16 protein-coding genes and 2 tRNA genes are annotated in these 16,238 nt (G+C 62.7%); 5 read left to right on the plus strand and 13 right to left on the minus strand.

Annotated elements, in window-relative coordinates; all coding sequences use genetic code 11:
* Positions 1 to 19: 19 nt before the first annotated feature.
* Genes LOZ74_RS06835 through LOZ74_RS06855 form a run of 5 tightly spaced genes read right to left on the minus strand, consistent with a single transcriptional unit; the run spans position 20 to position 3,529 of the window.
* Positions 20 to 1,264 (minus strand): FAD/NAD(P)-binding oxidoreductase, encoded by a 1,245-nt coding sequence (locus LOZ74_RS06835; protein WP_230293417.1) that lies wholly within the window; start codon positions 1,262 to 1,264, stop codon positions 20 to 22.
* Between the two features lie 33 nt (positions 1,265 to 1,297).
* Positions 1,298 to 1,726, minus strand: coding sequence for a TIGR01244 family sulfur transferase (locus LOZ74_RS06840; protein WP_230293418.1), 429 nt, complete (start codon positions 1,724 to 1,726; stop codon positions 1,298 to 1,300).
* Positions 1,723 to 2,160 (minus strand): YeeE/YedE family protein, encoded by a 438-nt coding sequence (locus LOZ74_RS06845; protein ID WP_230293419.1) that lies wholly within the window; start codon positions 2,158 to 2,160, stop codon positions 1,723 to 1,725. Before LOZ74_RS06845 ends, LOZ74_RS06840 begins: the two co-directional genes overlap by 4 nt.
* Positions 2,157 to 2,600 carry a YeeE/YedE family protein gene (locus tag LOZ74_RS06850; RefSeq protein ID WP_230293420.1) on the minus strand — a complete coding sequence of 148 codons (444 nt, stop codon included), beginning with the start codon at positions 2,598 to 2,600 and terminating at the stop codon, positions 2,157 to 2,159. The genes LOZ74_RS06845 and LOZ74_RS06850 overlap by 4 nt, the downstream gene beginning before the upstream one ends.
* Positions 2,597 to 3,529, minus strand: coding sequence for an MBL fold metallo-hydrolase (locus LOZ74_RS06855; RefSeq protein WP_230293421.1), 933 nt, complete (start codon positions 3,527 to 3,529; stop codon positions 2,597 to 2,599). Before LOZ74_RS06855 ends, LOZ74_RS06850 begins: the two co-directional genes overlap by 4 nt.
* 76 nt (positions 3,530 to 3,605) lie before the next feature.
* On the opposite strand from LOZ74_RS06855, the gene LOZ74_RS06860 reads away from it, so the two are divergent.
* Together LOZ74_RS06860 and LOZ74_RS06865 are read left to right on the plus strand one after the other, a co-directional pair.
* Positions 3,606 to 4,292 (plus strand): peroxiredoxin, encoded by a 687-nt coding sequence (locus LOZ74_RS06860; protein WP_230293422.1) that lies wholly within the window; start codon positions 3,606 to 3,608, stop codon positions 4,290 to 4,292.
* Complete coding sequence (locus LOZ74_RS06865) at positions 4,289 to 4,660, plus strand: helix-turn-helix transcriptional regulator (protein ID WP_230293423.1); 372 nt, start codon at positions 4,289 to 4,291, stop codon at positions 4,658 to 4,660. Before LOZ74_RS06860 ends, LOZ74_RS06865 begins: the two co-directional genes overlap by 4 nt.
* Positions 4,661 to 4,730: 70 nt before the next feature.
* On the opposite strand, the gene LOZ74_RS06870 is transcribed toward LOZ74_RS06865, so the two are convergent.
* From LOZ74_RS06870 to LOZ74_RS06885, 4 genes are all read right to left on the minus strand, one after another.
* Positions 4,731 to 6,893 carry a M3 family metallopeptidase gene (locus LOZ74_RS06870; protein WP_230293424.1) on the minus strand — a complete coding sequence of 721 codons (2,163 nt, stop codon included), beginning with the start codon at positions 6,891 to 6,893 and terminating at the stop codon, positions 4,731 to 4,733.
* Positions 6,894 to 7,059: 166 nt separating this feature from the next.
* Entirely contained in the window at positions 7,060 to 9,717 is a 2,658-nt protein-coding gene (locus LOZ74_RS06875) for an amino acid adenylation domain-containing protein (protein WP_230293425.1), read from the minus strand.
* Between the two features lie 4 nt (positions 9,718 to 9,721).
* A complete protein-coding gene (locus tag LOZ74_RS06880; RefSeq protein ID WP_370638904.1) occupies positions 9,722 to 10,387 on the minus strand; it encodes a DUF6875 domain-containing protein in 666 nt (221 codons plus the stop codon).
* Positions 10,388 to 10,682: 295 nt separating this feature from the next.
* Positions 10,683 to 10,759, minus strand: a tRNA-Pro gene (locus tag LOZ74_RS06885).
* Positions 10,760 to 11,041: 282 nt separating this feature from the next.
* Here LOZ74_RS06885 and thyA point away from each other — a divergent pair.
* Positions 11,042 to 11,929 (plus strand): thymidylate synthase, encoded by an 888-nt coding sequence (thyA, locus tag LOZ74_RS06890; protein WP_230293427.1) that lies wholly within the window; start codon positions 11,042 to 11,044, stop codon positions 11,927 to 11,929.
* A 136-nt stretch (positions 11,930 to 12,065) separates the two neighbouring features.
* A tRNA-Asp gene (locus LOZ74_RS06895) sits at positions 12,066 to 12,142 on the plus strand.
* A 94-nt stretch (positions 12,143 to 12,236) separates the two neighbouring features.
* On the opposite strand, the gene LOZ74_RS06900 is transcribed toward LOZ74_RS06895, so the two are convergent.
* The 4 genes from LOZ74_RS06900 to LOZ74_RS06915 all read right to left on the minus strand — a co-directional run bounded on the left by LOZ74_RS06900 (position 12,237) and on the right by LOZ74_RS06915 (position 13,877).
* Complete coding sequence (locus LOZ74_RS06900) at positions 12,237 to 12,458, minus strand: DUF2842 domain-containing protein (protein ID WP_230293428.1); 222 nt, start codon at positions 12,456 to 12,458, stop codon at positions 12,237 to 12,239.
* Positions 12,455 to 13,051, minus strand: coding sequence for a 5-formyltetrahydrofolate cyclo-ligase (locus tag LOZ74_RS06905; RefSeq protein ID WP_230293429.1), 597 nt, complete (start codon positions 13,049 to 13,051; stop codon positions 12,455 to 12,457). The genes LOZ74_RS06900 and LOZ74_RS06905 overlap by 4 nt, the downstream gene beginning before the upstream one ends.
* A gap of 193 nt (positions 13,052 to 13,244) precedes the next feature.
* Positions 13,245 to 13,577, minus strand: a complete 333-nt coding sequence (locus tag LOZ74_RS06910; protein ID WP_230281350.1) for a cell division protein ZapA — start codon at positions 13,575 to 13,577, stop codon at positions 13,245 to 13,247.
* Positions 13,578 to 13,589: 12 nt separating this feature from the next.
* Positions 13,590 to 13,877, minus strand: coding sequence for a hypothetical protein (locus tag LOZ74_RS06915; RefSeq protein WP_230293430.1), 288 nt, complete (start codon positions 13,875 to 13,877; stop codon positions 13,590 to 13,592).
* Between the two features lie 303 nt (positions 13,878 to 14,180).
* Here LOZ74_RS06915 and tkt point away from each other — a divergent pair, with 303 nt between their 5' ends.
* The gene (tkt, locus tag LOZ74_RS06920) at positions 14,181 to 16,205 is read left to right on the plus strand and encodes a transketolase (RefSeq protein ID WP_230293431.1); all 2,025 of its coding nucleotides are present in this window, start codon (positions 14,181 to 14,183) and stop codon (positions 16,203 to 16,205) included.
* Positions 16,206 to 16,238: the final 33 nt, after the last annotated feature.

Here is a 16,238-nt window from a genome sequence, read left to right on the forward strand (position 1 = left end):
GAAGCGCGTCAAACACGGGTCACGCGGCCTGTCGGGGGTTTGGCGTAAGCCGCGGCTTTGGCTTAACAAGCCATTCGTGACCCTTCAGCATGCCGTTCCAATAGATCCACGGCAGCGCTTCGGACTTGAGCAGCCATGACAGGCGGTGCGGTTTTGTGCCGTCGATGATCCAGTCGGGAAAGCTGGGCAGCAGCTTGCCGCCATAACCGAACTCGGCCAGCACGATCCGTCCGCGTTCGACCGTCAACGGGCACGAGCCATAGCCGTCATAGTCACAAACAGGAGCGTGCCCGTCGAGTACAGCCAGTGCATTGACCGCCACAATGGGCGCCTGTTTGCGCGCGGCGGCGGCAGTTTTGGCATTTGGCATGGAGCCGACGTCACCCAGTGCGAAAATGTCGGGAAAGCGATGATGACGCAGGGTGAACTGGTCGACATCGACAAAGCCGCTCTCTGCCGCGAGCGGGCTGTCGGCGATGAAGTCCGGCGCGACTTGTGGCGGGACGACATGAATCATGTCGAAATCGCGCGTGATTTCTCCGTCAGCCGTCTTGAAAATGGCTTGCCGGGCAGGGCCGTCGATCGCCGTCAGCGTGGACCCGAAATTCAGGTCGATACCATAGCGGTCGACGTAATCCATCAGCGCGGGGACATAGGCATCGACGCCGAACAAAACGGCACCCGCATTGTGGAACTGCACGTCGATATCGCCCAGCACGCCCGCATCGCGCCATGCATCGCAGGACAGATACATCGCCTTTTGCGGTGCACCTGCACATTTGATGGGCATGGGCGGCTGTGTGAACAATGCGCGGCCCTGCTTCAGGCTCTTTACCAATTGCCAGGTATAGGGGGCGAGATCGTAACGGTAATTCGATGTCACCCCATGGGCACCCAGCGATTGCCCCAGCCCTTCGATCTGTTCCCACGCCAGGCGGATGCCGGCGGCGACGATCAACAGCCGATAGTGCAGCGTATCGCCGTTTTGCAGCGTGACCTGCTTGATTTCAGGTTGAAAGCTTGCTGCGGATTCCTGCACCCATGTTACTGCGGATGGCATTACATCGCGCATTGGACGAGCGGTGACGGGAGCATCGAATACGCCGCCGCCAACCATGGTCCAGCCGGGTTGATAATAGTGCAGATTGGCAGGCTCGACGATCGCGATATCCAGCTCGGGCCGCCGTTTCAGCAGCGAGGAAGCGGTTGCGATCCCCGCGGATCCGCCGCCGATGATAACGATTTCGTGCGTGGCATTGGCCATGGCTTTATCCTCTCTCGTTTGCTCGGCCGCGCATTACGCGCGGTCCGCCACCAGCGCGGACAGATCATATCCCGCGGCCATGGCGCGGTTCAGGCGTTCTTCCACGGGCAGGCTGTCGGGATTGGCAAGCGTGTCGAGCGTGATCGAACGGGTGCCGGTGCGGCAAAAGGCAAGCACGGGGCCGATGGCCTCGCGCCGGATGCGGCGGAATTCATCGACGGTCGGGGGAGGAAAAACACCGCCACTGACGGGCAAATCGTAATAGGCCAGTCCCGCCGTTTGCGCGGCACTGCGTATGTCGGCACTGGCAGGCTGTCCCGCTTCCTCTCCATCGGGCCGGTTGCATATCACGATGCGATATCCCGCATCGGCCACACCGGCCATGTCCGCCGGCTGCAATTGCGGAGCCACGGCGAAATTCGCATCGACGCGGCGAAGCGGCAGGCCGGCGAAGTCCGTCATGCTTCCTTCTCGAACATGCGGGCGATCGTCATGCCGGCGATCATCGCCACGACGAAGATCGCCGCCGAAGACGGGCGCAGGGCAAGCGAGGCTATGGCAGGGCCGGGGCACAGGCCCGCAATGCCCCAGCCAATGCCGAACAAGGCCGAACCGAGCACGAGGCGCGAGGTGAGATCGCTGGTGCCGGGCAGGGCGAACTTATCGGCGAACAAGGGTTCCACCATGCGCGGCTGTATGCGCCATGCGATGGCCATGACCAGCACCGCTCCGCCCATGACGAAGGCAAGGGTCGGGTCCCAGTCGCCGAACAGGTCGAGGAAGCTGCGGACACGTGCCGGATCGGTCATGCCGCCCATCGCCAGACCGGCGCCGAACAGAGTACCCGCAACAAGCGCCGTCAGGGGGCTGTGTCCGCTGGATGCATCGCGTTTCATGGCAGGTTGATCCCAAGGGCATTGGTGATGGCGACGGTCACGATTCCCGCCAGCATGAAGCTGGCAGTTGCGACCAGCGATCGGGTGGACAGCCGGCTTACGCCGCATACGCCGTGGCCACTTGTGCAGCCGCTGCCAAGGCGGGTGCCGATGCCGACCAGCAATCCGGCGATGATCAGCGGGGCAGGGCCGGCAAAATCCGGCACGCTGTGTCCCTGCATCAGCGCCACCAGCGCCGCGCCGATCGGCAGTCCGACGATAAAGGCGATGGCAGCGGAACGCTCTATGCCGCCGCTGAACCCGATGGCGCGGGCGGCAAGGCCGGAAACGCCCGCGATGCGACCCAGCCCCAGCAGCATGATCGCCGCGGCAAGGCCGATCAGCACGCCGCCGCCCAGACCCGCCAGCGGGGTGGCTTCGGGAAAACCGGGCAGGGTCATACCGCGTTCACCGGGATCTTGATGTAGCTGACGCCATTCGCCTCGGGCTCTGGCAAGCGGCCGCCGCGAATGTTCACCTGCACGCTGGGCATGATCAGGTTCGGCATCGCCAAAGTCCTGTCGCGCGTGGTGCGCATTTTCACGAATTCCTCTTCGGTGATGCCGTCATGCACGTGGATATTTTCTTCGCGTTGTTGGCGGACAGTGGTTTCCCACGCGTAATCCTCGCGGCCCGGCGCCTTGTAGTCGTGGCACAGGAACAGCCGTGTACCGTCGGGCAGCGAAAGCAGCCTACGGATCGAGCGGTAGAGCTGATGCGCATCGCCGCCCGGAAAATCGGCGCGCGCGGTGCCGAAATCGGGCATGAAGATCGTGTCGCCCACGAATGCGGCATCGCCGATGATAAAGGCCATATCGGCAGGCGTGTGGCCGGGGACATGCAAGGCAATCCCCTCAAGCGTGCCGATCCGAAAGGTCTCGCCATCGTTGAACAGCCGGTCGAACTGCGAGCCGTCGCGCTGGAAATCAGTGCCCGCGTTGAACAATTTGCCGAACACTTCCTGAACCCGGACGATATGGGCCCCGATGGCCAGCTGACCGCCCAGCCGCTCCTGCAGATAGGGGGCTGCCGAGATATGGTCGGCATGGGCGTGGGTTTCGATCAGCCATGTCACTTTCAGATTATGTGTAGTAATATATTCGATCACCAGATCGGCCGACCCATGCGAAGTGCGCCCCGAGGCTGCCTCGTAATCGAGGACGGAATCGATGATCGCAGCCTCGCTGGTGGCGGGGTCGTGCACGACGTAAGTGACCGTATTGGTAGCCTCGTCGAAGAATCCGGCGATGGATGGGCGCAGGGTCTTGTCCGATTGTGCGCGGGCGATTTGCGCCGATGCGGCGCGGATGGCCTGATCCTGGTCTGTCATGTCAGTTTCCAAATTATGATTTCATAAAGTGTGTATATGTATTGCACTTTGCCTGTCAAGAGGCTAAGCAAGGTGCATGGATCAGACGGATATGAACCGCCCCGCCGAACGACGCCCGCCTTGCGCGGGGCTGCGGATTGGCGACACGGCACCGAATTTCACCGCGCGCAGCACCACGGGTGACGTGCGCCTGGCCGATTTCCGCGATCGCTGGCTGGTGCTGTTCTCACATCCGGCCGATTTCACGCCCGTATGCACGACCGAATTCGTCGAGCTGGCCAAGATGGCGCCCGAATTCGACAAGCGCGGCTGCGCCTTGATGGCGCTGTCGGTCGACAGCCTGTTCTCGCATTTTGCGTGGCTCAAGATGATCCGCGACCGGTTCGGCGTCGAAGTGCGCTTTCCTATCGTCGAGGATCCGACGCTGGTAATCGGCCGCGCCTATGGCATGGTCGCGCCCGAGGATAACGACAGCTCGACCGTGCGGACGACCTTTTTCATCGATCCGGACGGCGTCATCCGCGCGATGAGTTGCTATCCCGCCAGCGTGGGCCGCTCTATCCCCGAAATGCTTCGCACGCTGGAGGCTTTGCAGGCCGTCGATAGCGGTCCTTTTCTGGCGCCTGCCAACTGGCAAAAGGGCGGCAAGCTGCTGCGCCAGCCGGCGGTTAATCTGGACGATGTGTTCGCCGCCGGTGATGCGACCGGCTGGTTTCTGAACGAGGCGGACCCTGTGAACGCGAGTGACAGGGAAGGTCGATGAACGACCGTCCGCCGATCGACGCGCTGAAGGCCATTGCCCATCCGGTGCGCTTCAAACTGCTCGAGGCGCTGAAGACCGGTGAGCGCAATGTGGGTGAGATCGAGGAAGCGACCGGCATCAGCCAGCCGGCCTTGTCCCAGCAACTGGCCGTTCTGCGTAATGCGGGGCTGGTCGAAACGCGCAAGGAAGCCAAGCTGGTCTATTACAGCCATGACGGGGCAGCGCTTTCCGTTATCGCCGCTGTGCTGGCAGGGCTGGCCGGTCGCGATCTTGCCAAGCGTGAGGGGACGGTAGAGCGCGACGCGCTGGCGGGACGCACGCGCCGCACGCCGACCCCCGGCGTCGCCAATTTCGCGCGTCTGGACTGATACCCAAATGAAAACCCCGCCCGCCGCAACGACGCGGCGGGCGGGGTGTTTCCGGCTGGAATAGCCGCTCTTATTCGCCGGTATGCAGCAAACCGCGCGCGCGCAGCAGCGGCGCGACCTGTGGTTCCTTGCCGGTCAAAGCCACGAACGCATCGTTGTAATCGATGGTCCCGCCGCGTGACAGCACGGTGGCGCGGAACTTGTCGCCATTGGCGCGGGTCAATCCGCCGTTCGCATCATACCATTCGCCGGTATTGGCCGACAGCATTTCGGTCCACAGATAGGCGTAATAACCCGCCGCATATCCGCTGCCCCAGACATGCCGGAAATAGCTCGTGCGATAGCGCGGGGGCACCAGATCGGTGTGCAATCCCGTGGTGGCCAGTGCCTGCGCCTCGAACGCATTGACGTCGGCGGGAATCTCGCCAGCGCCCAGATCGTGCCATTTCATGTCCAGCATGGCAGCCGAAAGCGTTTCGCCCAGTGCGTAGCCCTGATCGAAACCTTGCGCGTCCTGCAACTTTTTCAGCAGATCGGCGGGCATGGGCGCGCCGGTCTGGTAATGCCTGGCGTAATTGGCCAGCACGCTGGGTTCGACCGCCCATTTTTCGTTCGCCTGGCTGGGGAATTCCACGAAATCGCGGGGAGTCGCGGTACCTGCAAGCGAGGGATATTTCACGTCGGAGAACATGCCGTGCAGCGCATGGCCGAATTCGTGGAACATCGTTTCCACATTGTCGAAATCGGTCAGCGCAGGCTCACCCTCGGCCGGAGGAGGAATGTTCAACACGTTGTAGATGACGGGTTTTTCGCCATACAGACCGGACTGGCCGACAAAGCTCGACATCCATGCCCCGCCGCGCTTGTTATCGCGCTGGAACGGATCGAAATAGAACAGCGCCAGCTCGGAACCGTCCTTGTCGAATACGGTATAGACCGAGACGGTGGGATGCCAGACCGGAATGTCGGTGCGCTTTTCAAAGCTCAGCCCGTACAGCTTGTTCGCCGCGAAAAAGACACCGTCTTCCAGCACGCGATTGACTTCGAAGAACGGCTTGATCGCATTGTCGTCGATGGCGAATTTCTCGGCACGGACCTTGGATGCGTAATAATCCCAGTCCCACGGCTGGACGGTAAAGTCGCCGCCATCGGCCTTGATCATCGCATTGATCGCGGCGGCATCGGTCAATTGCGCCTTGGCCGTCGGACCGGCCAGACCCTGCATGAAGGTGATCGCGTTTTCGGGCGTTTCGGCCATACGATCGTACATCTGATAGCTGGCATAGTCGGGCTCGCCGAACAGGGCGGCCTTTTGTGCCCGCAGCGTCGCAATCTGCTTCACGATCTCGCGCGTGTCATTGGCATCGCCGTTGACGGCGCGGTTCCAGCTTTTGTCGAACAGCGCCTTGCGCGTTTCGCGATTGTCGAGCGAGGCGAGCAAAGGCTGCTGCGTCGTGTTTTGCAGCGCAATCACATATTGCCCGTCCAGCCCGCGATCGCTGGCAGCCTTGGCCGCTGCGGTAATCTCTGCATCCGACAGTCCCGCCAGCGCGGCACGGTCGGGCACGACCAGCGCATTGTCCTTGCTCGCTTGCGACAGCATCTGGCCGAATTTGGTATCCAGCGTCGAAAGCTGCGTGTTGATATCGCGCAATTGCTGCTTTGCTTCGGGTGAAAGTTCGGCACCGGCGTGGACGAAACGTTCATAGGTTTTTTCCAGCAGCACCGCATCTTCGGCCGACATGCTCATCGCGGCGCGATTGTCGTAAACCGCCTTGACCCGTGCGAAAATCTTGTCGTTCAGGAACAGCGTATCGCTATGCGCTGCCAGCTTGGGCGACAGGGCGGCGTCGATCGCGTCCAGATTGTCGTTGGTGACCGTGCCCGTCAGGATCGAAAAGGCACGCTGCGCCCGGCCGAGCATGCGACCGGTACGCTGCAAAGCGACGATCGTATTGTCAAAGCCCGGAGCTTCCGGATTATCCGCGATCGCCTGCCATTCGGCCTTTTCGATGGCCATGCCCTGTTCGATGGCGGGCTGGAAATCGCTTTCCTGAATGCGGCTGAAATCCGGCGCCTTGAAGGGCAGGGTGGATTCGGTGGCAAAGATGCCGGTGCCTTCCGGGATCGTGGGGGCGGTCGTGGCCATGGTGGTATCCGTCGCGGTCGTGGTGCATGCGCCAAGCGTTGCGGCGCACAGCGCCGTGCCGATCAGCAGGGCAGGTTTATACAAGGGGAACTCTCCGGAAAATATGACGTTCGGGAAAGGCGCCAGCCAGCGGCGGCGTCAGGGCCAATCCGGCGCAAATCGTGGCATGCACCGCGCGACCTTGGCCGCTACATGCCCAATTCCGGTCGCAAATGAAACCTTTATGCGACAAATGCCGCGCAGGGCGAAATCAGCTGTCGTCGCTTCGCTCGCTCGCAATGTCGCCTGCAAGCCAGCCTTCCAACAGGCTGCTGACGCGGTTCACCACGGGGCGGCGAACCAGTTCCGAATGGGTGACCGGCATTTTGCGGATCACGATGTCGGGACCATTCAACAGGCCGCGCCATCCCGAAACCCCGTCGGGATTGTTCAGCAGGTCGGTCGGGTGCATTTTGCCTGCCACGATCAGCAAGGTCGGCGCGCGCCGCGGCGTATAGCGCAGGCTGGTGGCCGCCTTGACCAGGCTTCCCACAAAGGCGGGATTGGCGCTGGTAATGAAGTCGGGAATATATTCCGGCCTGAAGCGCCCCAAGCTGTTGGGAAACCAGAAGAACAACGAACGGGCAAGCCGGCGGCCGACATGATCGAACCCGTGTCGCCGCAGGGCAGGCCGAAGCTCGCCTCTGGTCCAGTGCAGCCAGTCCATCGGCTGCGCCTTGCAGTGGGAGATTTGCGCATCGACGATGATCAGCCGCGTTTCGCGCCCCCGCGCTTCCAGTTCGCGGGCCAGCGCATAGGCCATCACGCCCCCGAAAGAATAGCCGAGCAGCGCTACCGGACCCTCGGGCTGCTCTGCTTCGATCAGCGGGACCAGTGCGCGCACCAGTGTTTCGATCTGCGGTTCGCGGATCATGTCCTTAGCAAGGGGCAGGGCATGCAGCATCACCAGCCGGCGGTGGGCAAGAAGCGGTTTCAGGCTGTCATAGTCGGTGTCGGTGCCGCGGATGCCGGGGGCAATAAAGATCGTGTCTCCGTCGGGATTACCGTCATATGTCACAAGCCGGTCGGCGCTGCGTACATGGCTGATCGCGGTAACCAGATCGTCGGGCGTGGAATGGTGGGTCAGCAGATTGACCGGGATGGGCCGGTCGAGCAATTCTTCCAACCGCAACGCGATATCGACGCACATCAGCGAATCGCCGCCTGCGGTGAAGAAATCCTCGGTCGGGCCAAGCGGTGGCCGGTCCAGTGCTTCCCCGAAGAGGCGGGCGACCGTTTCGGTCACGGTTTCGCCAGTTTCGGATGCGGCGAATTCAACCGCGCCCGAGCCCGCGTCCACGGCTACGCCCCCGTTCACGGCTACGTCCACGTATTTCGCGGCGATATTTTTCAATTCGCCCCGGTCCACCTTGCCGCTGGGCAGGCGCGGGATTGTGTCGATCCGCAGGATGCGATGCGGCACCATGCTGGCAGGCATGTTTTCGCGCATGGCGGCGAATAAAGCGCTCTCGTCGATCACGGCATTTCCGGCCGATACGACGAAACCGATCAGCCTCGGCTCCCCCTTTTCTTCAACGACGATTGTGCCTGCATCGGCGATACCGCCGATAGAGGCCATGACATCGTCGATTTCGGCCAGTTCGACACGATGGCCGCGCAGCTTGAACTGGTCGTCGATGCGGCCAAGAAATTGCAGGCGGCCCTGTGGCCCGATGCGCCCGAGGTCGCCGGTGCGATAGACACGCATTCCGCTATGCCGGTCGTGCACGAAACGCGCATCGGTCAATGCCCTGTCACCCAGATAGCCATGCGCCAGCACCGGTCCGCCGATGCAGATTTCGCCGGTTTCGCCATCCGCGACCGGATCGCCGTTCATCATGTCGCGGATCAACACTCGCGCGCCTGCGACGGGGGTGCCGATATCGGGCACGCCATGATCGTCGCGGCGAATGGTTGAAATGGATGTGCAGATCGATGCTTCTGTCGGGCCGTAATGGTTATGTATGCACCGCGCCGCGCATGCGCCGAAGATCTCGTCCGCGATATCGCGGGTCAGCGTTTCGCCGCCGCTGTTGATCGCGATCACCGTATCGGGAATGGCGCCCGCGCGCGCCAGCTGGCGCAAAGCGGTCGGCACCCCTTGCAACAGGGTCGGGCGCTCGTCCGCGGTGAACGGTTCCAGCGCATCGTCCTTGAGCACGATGGTACCGCCGCAAGCCAGCGGGGCGAAAATTTCGAAGACTGACGGATCGAACAATATGGAAGTAACCGCTGCCACCCGCGACAGCTCTCCATCGCAGAAATGGCGGATCGAACCGGCGATATAGAAACAGGCATTATGGCCCAGCAACACTCCCTTGGGCCGCCCGGTCGAGCCCGAGGTATAGAAGATATAGGCCGGATCGGCAGGCGATGTGACGATCTTGGGCGGCGTATCGGGCGCATCAATGCGATCCGCTGCGATAAGCGTGCCGGTAAAGCCTTGCGGAGCGAGTGCGGGATCGAGCGTTATCAATGCCCGCGCGCCGCTATCCTCCAGCATAAAAGCGATGCGCGCAGGCGGCTGGGCCGTGTCGACCGGCACATAGACGCAGCCCGTCTTCATCGCGCCGATCATCGCGGCAATCATATCGACCGAACGGGGGAGCGCGATGGCAATGCGATCTTGCGGCCCCATTCCGCGCGCGATCAGCGCATTCGCAAAAACGTTCGCCCGCCGCTCAAGGTCGGCATAGCTGGTCGCCTCTCCCCGACGCAGGATTGCCGTGGCAGCGGGCGTCCGCGCCGCCTGCCGCGCGAACATGTCGTCGAGGCGGGTCGTCAGGGCATCGAAATCTTGCGCGCCCGATGTGCCGAAACCTGTCGATCCCTTGCGCGCCATGATCGTAAAATCGCTTTGTGCGTTCACGACCTCACCCAGCGGCGGCCGGACGGGCCTGCTCCGCCAGAGCCAGTTCCCTTTCGCCCGCAGCCCCGTGCCGCGCCACGAAAGCGGCGCGGAATTGCGCATCGCCCAGCATAAAGGGCGCATCAGCCAGTGCCATAAAGCGCACGGCAAGGCTGATCACCGGCGCATCGAGCGGGCGGAAATCGGGATTGCGAATGCCGCTTTCCTCGCAGCCCGGATAGAACTGGCCGATCATAAGCCCCCGTTCGACATAATCGGGCTTCAGCCTTTTCTGCACATTTTCGATCATGGCGGCATCTTTGGCACCGCCAAGCGCCGAAAAGGTCACCACATAGGCGCGCAACATGGGCGGAATGCCCGACTTTTCGCCCCATTCCAGAAATTCGTCCCTGACCTTTGTCATCAGGCCGGTAATCTGCGCCTCGTCATCCGGTCCGGCGGTGCAATCGGCAAAGCGGATGCCGCCGCTGGCCGCGCCGCGCCGTGCAAACGGGCAGACGGGTCCCGCACGGCCCAGATCGGCGTGCTTGCTGGCAAGCTTTTGCGATACGAAACAGGCCATCTTGGCCATGGCCTGGTGACCGGGAGTGGTAGCCGTCGATTCCGCAATCTCGCGAACGGTCCTGAAGGGCGAAATCGCCACCGGATCGACCGAAAACCGCGCATGCATCGTCACTATGACTGTACCTTTGGTAACCGGCCGTGGCCAAATTCCGGGACAGGAGCGCAAGGAGCAGGGGCAATATCGACGTGCATCCTCTGCCTGACCTGCGCGGATGATACCGCAGGCAAGTTAATATTGCGCTTGCGAATTGGGGGCGTCCCAAAACTACCCAAAAAAGATGTGTTCGGGGAAAGGGATAGGGTACCCGCCGCTGTGGAAAAGCGGTGGATGCGCTGTTGGAACAATGACGTTTCGACATCCACGCTGCCGGCCCGTGTTCAGGCCGTTACAAGGGATGAAATGGTCGGGGAGAGAGGATTCGAACCTCCGGCCCCTGCCTCCCGAAGACAGTGCTCTACCAGGCTGAGCTACTCCCCGACCGGACGCGCCCGGCTTGCGGGCGGTGAGGCAGAGGCGCGCCTATAGGCGGGCGGAGCGGGGCTGGCAAGCGGGCATTTCGCAAGTTTTCATCCACATCCCCCCGCACAGCCTATCCACAAGGTTTTGCGCACGGGCGCAGCGCGCTTGGCCAAGGCTTGGTCTATGCTGCCGAGCATGGCCAGTCACGCAGAACAAACCGCCCCATCCGCCCAGGAATCTTCGCGCGCGCGTGCGAGCGAAGAAAGACACGCGCATTACGAAGACCAGTATCTGGGCCTGATGCGCCGCGTTTGGGAGCAGGGAAGCGAGCGGAGCGATCGCACCGGTGTCGGCACGCGATCCCTGTTTGGCGAGACGATGCGATTCGACCTGTCGGGCGGCGCGATGCCGTTGATCACGACAAAGCGCGTGTACTGGAAAACGGCGACTCGCGAATTGCTGTGGTTCCTGACGGGCGACACCAATATCCGCTCGCTGGTGCAGCAGCGGGTAGGGATCTGGACCGATTGGCCGCTGGCCAAATATCGCGCCGCGACGGGCGAGGATATCGGCATGGAGGATTTCTCGGCCCGCATCGCCGACGATGCCGAGTTTGCGGCGCAATGGGGAGAGCTTGGGCCGGTTTACGGCAAGCAATGGGTGGACTGGCCGGTCTATCTGCCTGCGGGCGACGGGCTGTACAGAAAAGGCGAGGGGGTCAATCAGATTGCCGGACTGGTCGACAGCCTGCGTAACAATCCCGGCAGCCGTCGCCACATACTCGAAGGCTGGAACGTGGCCGAGCTGGACCTGATGGCCCTGCCGCCTTGTCACAAGACCTATCAGTTCCATGTGGCGGACGGAAAGCTCAACGGGCTGATGTTCCAGCGCAGTTGCGACATTGCGCTGGGACTGCCTTTCAACCTGTGGTCGGCGGCCTTGCTGCAAGTGATGCTGGCGCAGCAGGCCGGTCTGGAGCCGGGGGAGTTCACATGGATGGGCGGCGACGTGCATCTTTACCTCAATCACGCCGATCTGGTCGAAGAGCAATTGACGCGCACGCCCGTTGGCGATCCGAAATTGGCGATCCTGCGCAAGCCGGATTCGATTTTCGACTACCGGATCGAGGATTTCGCGGTCGAGGGCTATACGCCGCAGGCGCATATCTCGGCGCCGGTGGCGGTATAAATCCGCGGGAAACGGCGGGATTCAAAAATTCGTCATTTTTTGTATTTGAAAGCCGTTGACAGGGCGAAATGCCTGCCCTAGTTGCGCGGCTCCCAAGGGGCGCACGCCTCCACGGACTGCCCCTAACAAGGCATACGCGGGTGTAGCTCAGTTGGTTAGAGCGCCGGCCTGTCACGCCGGAGGTCGCGGGTTCGAGCCCCGTCACTCGCGCCACCTTGGGAATTCTCTAACATGTTGAGAATAAACGCTTCGGGCCGGTCTTCGGACTGGCCCGGAAGTCGTTTGCGCTATGCGAAATGCGGCGCGATCAGCGCCAGCGGCCCGTTTCCATCCAGATCAGAAAACGCTTGAGCGGGAGCAGCCAGAGCACGCCGAGCACCAGCCACACCGGCACCTGCAACAGGACATGCCAGCGTGAAACCGGTTCGACCAGCGTGACGCAAATTCCGGCATAGATCATCAGCGCGAGCAGCAGCAGAAGGATGCCCACGGGCTTGCGCCATGTCGGTTGCCAGTCGGGCCTGCTCATCGCGCGCCGACCAGTCCGAAGGGGCCGAACATGCGCTGCGGCGTCACCACGGCGGCCAGCGGCCTGTCATGCGCTTCGACGGGAAGGGCGGGCAGTTCCTGCACATCCCACGCAAGGCCGATGGCGAGCGTGTCGGGATGTTCGGCCAGCCAGCGGTCGTAATGACCGCCGCCCTGACCCAGTCGTGCCCCGCTGGCGGTAAAGCCCAGCAGCGGCACGATCAGTACATCGGGGTCCAGCACATCGGCATCGCCCGACGGTTGCAGCGCGCCATAGGGGCCGACTTCCAGATCGGCGTCGCCCCAAGGGTCGGACCATTGCGCAAATTCCATCACCGCGTCCTGATCGGCAAAGCGGGGCAGGGCGAGCGCATGGCCGGTCTCTGCGAAAAAGCGGGCATAGCCGCCGGTGGGCGCTTCGCCGATAGTGGGGTGATACAGGCCGATGACCGCACCGGCGGGAACCAGCGCCTCGATCGGGGCGGGCGGGCGCCTGAACAGCAATCCGCGCACCGAATCGGGCAAGGAAGCGACATGATCCAGCCGCGCCTTGCGCAGGTTCTTGCGAAGATTGCGCTTGGCTTCCAACTTCAACCCCGTTTCCGGTAAAATAGTGACGGGCCCACCATGGGTCGTTTGCCGTATGATATCCTCTGACGCCTCAAGCATCAGGTGGGGACCGAATGCCCCGGCCCACGAGCCGGTTCAGGGTCAGCCCCCTAGGATTGTTTATAGCCTCAGGGATGTTCTGTCGGCTCGTGCCGGGCAGAACCCGTCGCCATGCGATCTAGGCGTGGTGGTCCTCGCCCTCAAGATGTCTTGCGATATTTTCGATGCGCTGTGTCAGCGAATCGACACGATTGGCCAGCGTATCGCGCAAATGATCGTCGATGGCAGGGCGGGGCAGGTCGGGCGATTTGCGCAAGGCGTCGAGCTCGTCCGCCAACATCAGCGCGGCGAACAGCAACATGCGCGGTTCGGACATTTCGACCGCGCCCGCCGCGCGCGCCTTGCCGTCGATCATGCGGCCCAGCGCGGTGATATGCGCTTCCTCGCCCTTGCGGCAGGATACGGCGAACCGGCGACCGGCGATTTCCAGCATCAGATTGCTGTCGGCCATTACAGATACGCCTCAGCCATCGGCGTCCAGTTCCGCCAGCACCTTGTCAAGCTCGCCCAATGCTTCTCCGACCGTGGCGCGCAGGCGGACATTTTCCTGCCTCAGCTTTTCCTGTTCGTCATCGCCACGGGGGCGCAGAACCGCCGCACGCTCCAGTCGCGAAAGGGCTGCGTCGAGCCGGGCGAAGGAGAGGTCGAGGCGACCTTTATCCTCGCCATCCTGATATAGGGGCGAGGCGCCGTCCATCGTCGCTCCGCCATGATCGTCGGTAAAGAGCGACTGCGGATTAGCTTTCGCCATAGGTATGCTCCGTCGCTCGACTGCCGTTGCCTGTGCGTCGCGCGCGTGGCAATTCCTGATCCTGGGTCATAACAAACAAAGTTAATCCATCGTAACGCAGCGGTAAAGTTGCATGAACCTTCAGCCTCAGGCCGCCGGTGCGCGTTGATTTCAAAAGTTTTGCGCCGGTCCGGTCACCCACGGCGGCAGAGCGGGGCAGCCTTGACGAGGCGGGGCCTGCGTCCCATTGCACGCGCGCAAGCCGAATCGGCCGCCGCCTGCTGGCCGTTCGGACCTATGATTGGGAAGGCCCGGATTACCCCTATGAGCATCGACACCCCCATCGCCGAGGCCAGCATCGGCCCCATGGCAAATGCCATTCGCGCGCTGAGCATGGACGCTGTGCAGGCGGCCAATTCGGGACACCCCGGCATGCCGATGGGCATGGCCGAAGTGGCGACCGTTCTGTGGGGCGAATATCTGAAATTCGATCCTTCGGCACCGGACTGGATGGACCGCGACCGCTTCGTACTGTCGGCGGGCCATGGCTCGATGCTGATCTACTCGCTGCTGCACCTGTCGGGCTATGCCAATCCGACGATGGACGAGATCAGCCGTTTCCGCCAGCTGGGCAGCCCCTGCGCCGGCCATCCTGAGAATTTCCTGCTGCCGGGTGTCGAATGCACGACCGGCCCGCTGGGGCAGGGCCTTGCCATGGCGGTGGGCATGGCAATGGCCGAACGGCATCTGAACGCCAAGTTCGGTGACGGCCTTGTCGATCACCGCACATGGGTCATCGCAGGCGACGGCTGCCTGATGGAAGGCGTGAACCACGAAGCCATCGGACTGGCCGGCCATCTGGAACTGGGCCGCCTGATCGTGTTCTGGGATGACAACAACATCACCATCGACGGTGCCGTCGGCCTGTCGTCGAGCGAGGATATCGAGGCGCGTTACCGGTCGGCCAAATGGCACACGGTGCGCTGCGACGGGCATGACGCCGCCTCTATCCGCAAGGCCATCGACGAGGCGCTGGCCGATCCGCGCCCTTCGCTGATTGCCTGCAAGACGATCATCGGCAAGGGTGCGCCCAACAAGCAGGGGACCAGCGGCGTGCATGGCGCGGCGCTGGGAGCGGACGAAGTGGCCGCTGCCCGCGCGGAACTGGGCTGGACGGCCGAACCCTTCGTCGTCCCCGCCGATATCCTGGCCGACTGGCGCAAGACCGGAGAGCGGGGCAAGTCCGCCCATGCCGAATGGAATGCGCGTCTGGAAAGCGCGCCCAATCGCGGCGAGTGGGAACAGCATATGATGCCCGTCGGCGATCTGGCGAGCGCGGCACTGGAAGGCTTCATCACCGGCCTTGCCGCCGAACCCAAGACGGTCGCGACCCGCAAGGCGAGCGAAATGGCGCTGGGCCCGCTGACCGAAAAGCTGCCCAGCCTGATCGGCGGCAGCGCCGACCTGACCGGATCGAACAACACCAAGACCAAGTTCACCGATCCGCTGACGGCCGATAATTACGCGGGCCGCTATGTCTATTACGGCATTCGCGAATTCGGCATGGCCTGTGCGATGAACGGCATGGCGCTGCATGGCGGCGTGGTCCCCTATGGCGGCACGTTCCTGATCTTCAGCGATTATGCCCGCAACGCGATCCGCATGGCTGCGCTTCAGCAGACCCGCTCGATCTTCGTGCTGACCCACGATTCGATCGGTCTGGGTGAGGACGGGCCGACCCACCAGCCGGTCGAGCAGGTGATGAGCCTGCGCCTGATCCCGAACCTCAACGTGTTCCGCCCCGCCGACATCATCGAAACCGCAGAATGCTGGGCGCTGGCGCTGGAAACATCCGACGCGCCCTCGGTGCTGGCGCTGACCCGCCAGAACCTGCCGCAGCTTCGCGGAGAGGGTGACGAGAACTGGACCCGCCTGTCGAACCGGTCTTCGCGTGGCGGCTATCGCCTGAAATCGGCGGAAGCCGAGCGCAAGGTGATCCTGATGGCTTCGGGTTCGGAAGTGCATGTCGCGATCGAGACGGCCAAGGCTCTGGAAGCCGAGGGCATCGGTGCGGATGTCCTTTCGATGCCTTGCCTCGACCTGTTCGAGCAGCAGGACGCTGCCTATAAAGAGGAACTTCTTCCGGAGGTTAATCCCTCGGAGATACTGCGGGTATCCATCGAGGCGGGTGTCACGCAGGGCTGGGAACGCTACACGATGGCGCGAGGGCTTAATATCGGGATCGACCGTTTCGGCGCATCCGCACCCGCGGACGAACTTTTCGCGCGCTTTGGCTTTACGGCCGAGGCGGTCACCGCCAAAATCAAGGCTGCACTGGCCGGAAACTGAACTCCGGCTCGATAAAATGGCCGTATAACAGGA

The organism is Croceicoccus sp. Ery5 (assembly GCF_020985325.1).
Taxonomy (GTDB): domain Bacteria; phylum Pseudomonadota; class Alphaproteobacteria; order Sphingomonadales; family Sphingomonadaceae; genus Croceicoccus.

Coding starts and splice junctions, on each gene's coding strand:
- LOZ74_RS06910 (WP_230281350.1), bottom strand. CDS start 13,577: ATGGCCGACAGCAATCTGATGCTGGAAATCGCCGGTCGCCGGTTCGCC.
- LOZ74_RS06860 (WP_230293422.1), top strand. CDS start 3,606: ATGGATCAGACGGATATGAACCGCCCCGCCGAACGACGCCCGCCTTGC.
- LOZ74_RS06850 (WP_230293420.1), bottom strand. CDS start 2,600: ATGACCCTGCCCGGTTTTCCCGAAGCCACCCCGCTGGCGGGTCTGGGC.
- LOZ74_RS06855 (WP_230293421.1), bottom strand. CDS start 3,529: ATGACAGACCAGGATCAGGCCATCCGCGCCGCATCGGCGCAAATCGCC.
- LOZ74_RS06840 (WP_230293418.1), bottom strand. CDS start 1,726: ATGACGGACTTCGCCGGCCTGCCGCTTCGCCGCGTCGATGCGAATTTC.
- LOZ74_RS06900 (WP_230293428.1), bottom strand. CDS start 12,458: ATGAGCAGGCCCGACTGGCAACCGACATGGCGCAAGCCCGTGGGCATC.
- LOZ74_RS06915 (WP_230293430.1), bottom strand. CDS start 13,877: ATGGCGAAAGCTAATCCGCAGTCGCTCTTTACCGACGATCATGGCGGA.
- LOZ74_RS06845 (WP_230293419.1), bottom strand. CDS start 2,160: ATGAAACGCGATGCATCCAGCGGACACAGCCCCCTGACGGCGCTTGTT.
- LOZ74_RS06835 (WP_230293417.1), bottom strand. CDS start 1,264: ATGGCCAATGCCACGCACGAAATCGTTATCATCGGCGGCGGATCCGCG.
- tkt (WP_230293431.1), top strand. CDS start 14,181: ATGAGCATCGACACCCCCATCGCCGAGGCCAGCATCGGCCCCATGGCA.
- LOZ74_RS06865 (WP_230293423.1), top strand. CDS start 4,289: ATGAACGACCGTCCGCCGATCGACGCGCTGAAGGCCATTGCCCATCCG.
- LOZ74_RS06880 (WP_370638904.1), bottom strand. CDS start 10,387: ATGCATGCGCGGTTTTCGGTCGATCCGGTGGCGATTTCGCCCTTCAGG.
- thyA (WP_230293427.1), top strand. CDS start 11,042: ATGCGCCGCGTTTGGGAGCAGGGAAGCGAGCGGAGCGATCGCACCGGT.